Origin of the sequence: Methylobacterium aquaticum, assembly GCF_001043915.1 — a bacterium.
In the GTDB taxonomy this organism is placed as follows: domain Bacteria; phylum Pseudomonadota; class Alphaproteobacteria; order Rhizobiales; family Beijerinckiaceae; genus Methylobacterium; species Methylobacterium aquaticum.
Genome location: NZ_LABX01000221.1, coordinates 1 through 4298, shown reverse-complemented (window position 1 = coordinate 4298; position 4298 = coordinate 1). Strand labels below are relative to the sequence as shown.

Below are 4298 nucleotides of genomic sequence, written 5' to 3'. Positions count from 1 at the left end.
GGGCCTCGTCGTCGCCCTCGGCGGCGCGGCGCGGGCGAACCCGCTGACCGAGGCGCCCGGTGCCCGGGAAAGGCCGGACGAGGCCGGGACGGCGGAGGCGGAGACCCGCAACCCGTCGGCGACCGCGATCATCCGCTCCCTCGCCCCCTTCGCCGACGGGAATCCGGGACTTCCACCCGGCGCGCCGGCGCGCGCGCTCAGCCCCGACGACGGCGGGCCGTCCGTGCGGGTCGACCCGGGCCGCACGGTCGATCTCACGGTGTTCTTCGCCTATGACAGCGCCCGCCTGACGCCGGAGGCGCGCATCCAGCTCGAGCCGCTGGGCCAGGCGCTCGCCTCGCGCGTTCTTGCCGGCCACGGCTTCCTCATCGCCGGCCACACCGACGCGGCGGGTGCGCCCGCCCACAACCGGCGCCTGTCCCTCGCCCGGGCCCGGGCGGTGCGGGCCCACCTCGTCGAGACCTACGGCATCGCGCCGGAGCGGCTGCGCGTGCATGGCTGGGGCCCGAGCCGCCCGAAGGACCCGGCCGCCCCGCTGTCGCGGGTCAACCGCCGGGTCGAGGTCAGCCTGATCGCGCCCGCCCGCCACGGCGGGCTCATCGTCCCCGGGCCGGCCGTCGAGGCGACCTGCGCGGCCCCGTTCTTCAGCCTGGCCGATCCGCGCCGGCGGGTGGCCCTCGACCTCGACGATTTCGACGCGGCGCCGACGCCGCGGCCCTGCTCCGAGTGACCGACCGATCCGACCGACAGGAGGACACGATGCTGCCCATCCGTGCCGCTGCGCGCCGCGCCGCCCTCGCCGCACTCTCCCTCGGCCTCGCCCTCGCCGCGGGCCCGGCGCTGGCCCAGCCCAAACCCACCGTGGTGGTGATGGGTGAGGATGCCGACGAGGATTCAGTGCCGCGCGGCAACCGCATTTTCCAGCGGGTGATCGCCGAACTCTCCGAGACGATGAATCTGCGCGGCTACAACGTCTACGACGAGACCGCGGTGGCGATGGGCTTCACCCAAGCGAACCGGGTGCGCCGGCGCGACGCCGAGCTGATCGAGGTCGCCCGCGCAGTCTCGAACCCGCCCCTCGACGTGGTCGCGGTGTTCCAGATCTACGCCTCGGCGTCGAAATCGGCCTATTCCGACATCGTGCGGCCGGAGGTTCGCATCCCGGGCCGGCTCCTCAACGTGCGCACGGGCCAGTCGCTCGGGTCGTTCGAGGTGGCGGGCGTGCAGTTGCCGCCGCTGCCGCAGGGGTGCGACCGCGAATGCCTGCTCGAGCGGGTCGGCGCGGAGGCGAAGGTCATCGCCGGCGACGTCGCCGCGGCGCTCACCGCGAAGCTCGACGGGGTGGTGGCGCCCCGCCGCGGGGCCGATCCCGGCGCCGCCTCCGTCCCGGGCGCCGTCGCGGCGCCGGGCGCCGGTGGCCCGACGGGTGAGGCTTGCGGCGGCCTGCCGACGGCCTACGTCGTGCGGCTCAACGGGTTCTCGGCCCAGGAGGTCCAGGCGGCCGAGGAGTACATGGCGGCGTTCCGCTGCTACGAGCACCACCGCCCGGTGCGGGCCGGGGCGTCCGCCGCCGAGTACTGGTACGAGACCCGCTCCGACTCCGCCCGCCTCGGCCGCAACCTGCGTCTGATGCTCGAGCACATGAGCGCGCCCGGCCAGGTCCAGTTCTCCGGCAACACCTTCGTGCTCAGCCGCGTCGCGACACGCTGAATTCCTCGCACTGAACTCCCGGAGATCCTGAAATGGCATCCGTCCTGCCCCGCGCCGCCGGCCGGCCCGTTCTTGCCGTCGGCCGGCTCATTCTCGCCGCCGGCCGGCCCGTTCTCGCCGCCGGCCGGCCCATTCTCGCCGCCGGCCGGCTCTTGGCCGCCTTCGGCGTCCTCGCCTCGCCCGCCCTCGCCGCCGAGGCGGTGTTCCCGGCCGCCGCCTCGGTCGGCCTGGTGCCGCCGCCCGGCATGACGCCCTCGAAGGGCTTTGCCGGGTTCGAGCATCGCTCGGGCGCCTCGATCCTCATCACCGAGATGCCGGCCGAGGCCTACGGCCAGCTCGTGGAACGGTTCACCCCCGAGGCCCTGCGCGCGACCGGCTTCGAGGCGCACGGTCCCGGCACCCCGCTCGGCGTCGCCGGCGGCGAGGGCCGGGTGCTGCGCGGCAGCCAGGCGGCCAACGGGCTCACCTACGCCAAATGGGTCGCGGTGGTGCGCGGCGCCTCCGGTACCGGCCTCATCACCGTGCAGGTGCCCGAGGCGGCGCGCGGGCAGATGCCGGACGAGGCGGTCGAGGCGGCACTCTCGACGATCGCGTTCCGGGCGCCCGGCAGCCTCGCCGACCAGATCGCGGCCCTGCCCTATGCCGTCGGCGACCTCGCGGGCTTCCGCCCGGTGCGCACGCTGATGGGCAATGCCCTGATGCTCACCGACGGCCCGAAGGACGTCGATCCCGACGGCGCGCAGCCAATGGTCGTCGTCGCCCCCTCGATGGGGCGGGCCGCCGTGCCGGCCGGCCAGGAGGGCGCCTTCGCCCGCAAGGCGCTCGCCACCTTCCGCGAGATCAGGGACGTCACGGTCACCGACGAGGACCGGGCGACCCGTGACGGCGCGGTGGTGCTGCGCCTGCGCGCCACCGGCTCGGACGCAAGGAGCGGCCGTCCGCTCGCCGTCACGCAGGTAATCCGGTTCGACGGGCGATCCTACCTGCGCGTCCTCGGCCTAACGCCGGCGGACCGGTCCGAGGCGCTCGCCCGCGCCGATCGCGTGGCCGCCTCGGTCGCGATGCGCTGAGGACGGCGCGTGGCCCATCGCATCATCCTGTTATACCAACGGCCCACGATGCTGACGCATCGGACCCATGGCCCATCTCGAATTTTCGACATCAAGCCAAAGGCTTGGCGAATATTCGAGAACGGCACCAAAGGTCGTTTTCAACGACCGTTGGTCTTCGCCGCTGCGCTCCTCGGCCTTGCCGCAACGGAATGCGTCGCGCGAGCAGGCCCGGCCGCAGACGGTCCGGGGCTGGTGCGGGATTGGGGCACCCTCAACGCCGTTTGCCGGGGCGGGCGCGGCGACGATCCCGCCACGCGCGACGCCTGCACCCGCCGCGACGCCGTCGACCGGCGGCTCGAATCGGCGGGCTGGTGCTATGGCCGGCCCGGCGATGCCGGATACCAGCGGGTCTGGCGCCCCTGCGCCGGGACCTCGCGATGAGCGCGGCGCCGCTGGCCGGCACCCGGCGCAGAGGGAACCGACGCATGCTCCTCCTCGGCGTGCTGATCGTCTGGACCCCGTTCCTGCTGCTCGTCCTCGCCCTGGTCGTCGCCCGCCTGACCGGGTGCACGGTCAACGAGGCCCGGGCGCAAACCTGCCGGATCGCCGGCCTCGACATCGGCGGCCTGCTCTACACCCTGATGACGATGGGCTGGCTGATGATCCCGCTCCTGCCCTTCATGGCGCTGACGCTGATCGGCGCAGCCGTCGCCGGCGTGCTGGCGCTGTTCGGGATCCGCTGGCCGTGAGGCGGAGCCCAGGCCCGGACGGCGCCCGCCTGCCGTCCCCCATCGTCGTCCGAGCGCGGAACGCACCATGACTCGCAAGATCGCCGTCATCCCCGTCGCCGCCGCCCTGATCCCGCTGCTGGTCGCCGCAGCGCCGGCCCAGGATGTCGGCACGGGCATCCTCCAGGGAACGCAGCAGCAGCCGTTCCAGACCCTCGGCGCGCGGATCGAGGCTCGGTCGGTCGGCGATGCCGCCCGGGCGGAGGGAGGGAATGCCGCCCCCGCCCTCCCCTTCGCCTCGAATGCGGAGCTGCGGGCCGCCACGGTCGCCCGCCATGTCCGGGAGCTGCGTGCCACCAACCCGATCGCCGCGGCCGAGGTCGCCCGGGAGATGGCTCGGCACGATTACGACGCGATCTTCCGGAGCTTCCTCTCCGACACCGACCTGCGGCCGGACGATGCCGGCGACGTGCTCACCGCCTTCATCGTCCTGCAATGGATGGTCGCCAACGACACCAAGACCGAGCCGAGCCCTGCTGCGCTTCGGGCGGTGCGGCGCCAGATGGTGGCGCCGATGGCCGACAAGCCGCCGCTGTCGCAGGCGTCCACCCGCGCCGCCTTCGCCGAGCAGGTGAAGCTCCGCACGGTCCTGCACCATGCCGGCTGGCAGGCGGCGCAGCGCCTCGGGATGGTGCCGAGCTTCGTCGCCACCCTGTCGAAGGACTTCATCCCCCCGGCGAAGCTGCGGGCGGTCGCCCTCACCGATGACGGGCTGGTGGGGATGGGCGGCCGGAAGGCTCCGGCGGCC

5 protein-coding genes and 1 pseudogene are annotated in these 4298 nt (G+C 74.1%); all 6 read left to right on the top strand.

The window, feature by feature from the left end:
* A partial coding sequence (locus VP06_RS25940) for an OmpA family protein (protein ID WP_048466693.1) occupies nucleotides 1–730 on the top strand: 730 nt, incomplete at its 5' end.
* Between the two features lie 29 nt (nucleotides 731–759).
* A complete protein-coding gene (locus VP06_RS25935; RefSeq protein WP_048466692.1) occupies nucleotides 760–1710 on the top strand; it encodes a hypothetical protein in 951 nt (316 codons plus the stop codon).
* Nucleotides 1711–1742: 32 nt separating this feature from the next.
* On the top strand, nucleotides 1743–2780 hold the full coding sequence (locus VP06_RS25930; RefSeq protein ID WP_197093290.1) for a hypothetical protein: 1038 nt from the start codon (nucleotides 1743–1745) through the stop codon (nucleotides 2778–2780).
* A gap of 9 nt (nucleotides 2781–2789) precedes the next feature.
* Complete coding sequence (locus tag VP06_RS25925) at nucleotides 2790–3203, top strand: hypothetical protein (protein WP_156295774.1); 414 nt, start codon at nucleotides 2790–2792, stop codon at nucleotides 3201–3203.
* Between the two features lie 44 nt (nucleotides 3204–3247).
* Nucleotides 3248–3511 (top strand): hypothetical protein, encoded by a 264-nt coding sequence (locus VP06_RS25920; RefSeq protein ID WP_048466690.1) that lies wholly within the window; start codon nucleotides 3248–3250, stop codon nucleotides 3509–3511.
* A 67-nt stretch (nucleotides 3512–3578) separates the two neighbouring features.
* A pseudogene (locus tag VP06_RS25915) lies at nucleotides 3579–4298 on the top strand (hypothetical protein); the annotation flags it as partial.

Bases quoted from the DNA above. Each gene is read 5' to 3' on its own strand.
- VP06_RS25935 (WP_048466692.1), top strand. From the start codon at position 760: ATGCTGCCCATCCGTGCCGCTGCGCGCCGCGCCGCCCTCGCCGCACTC.
- VP06_RS25930 (WP_197093290.1), top strand. From the start codon at position 1,743: ATGGCATCCGTCCTGCCCCGCGCCGCCGGCCGGCCCGTTCTTGCCGTC.
- VP06_RS25920 (WP_048466690.1), top strand. From the start codon at position 3,248: ATGCTCCTCCTCGGCGTGCTGATCGTCTGGACCCCGTTCCTGCTGCTC.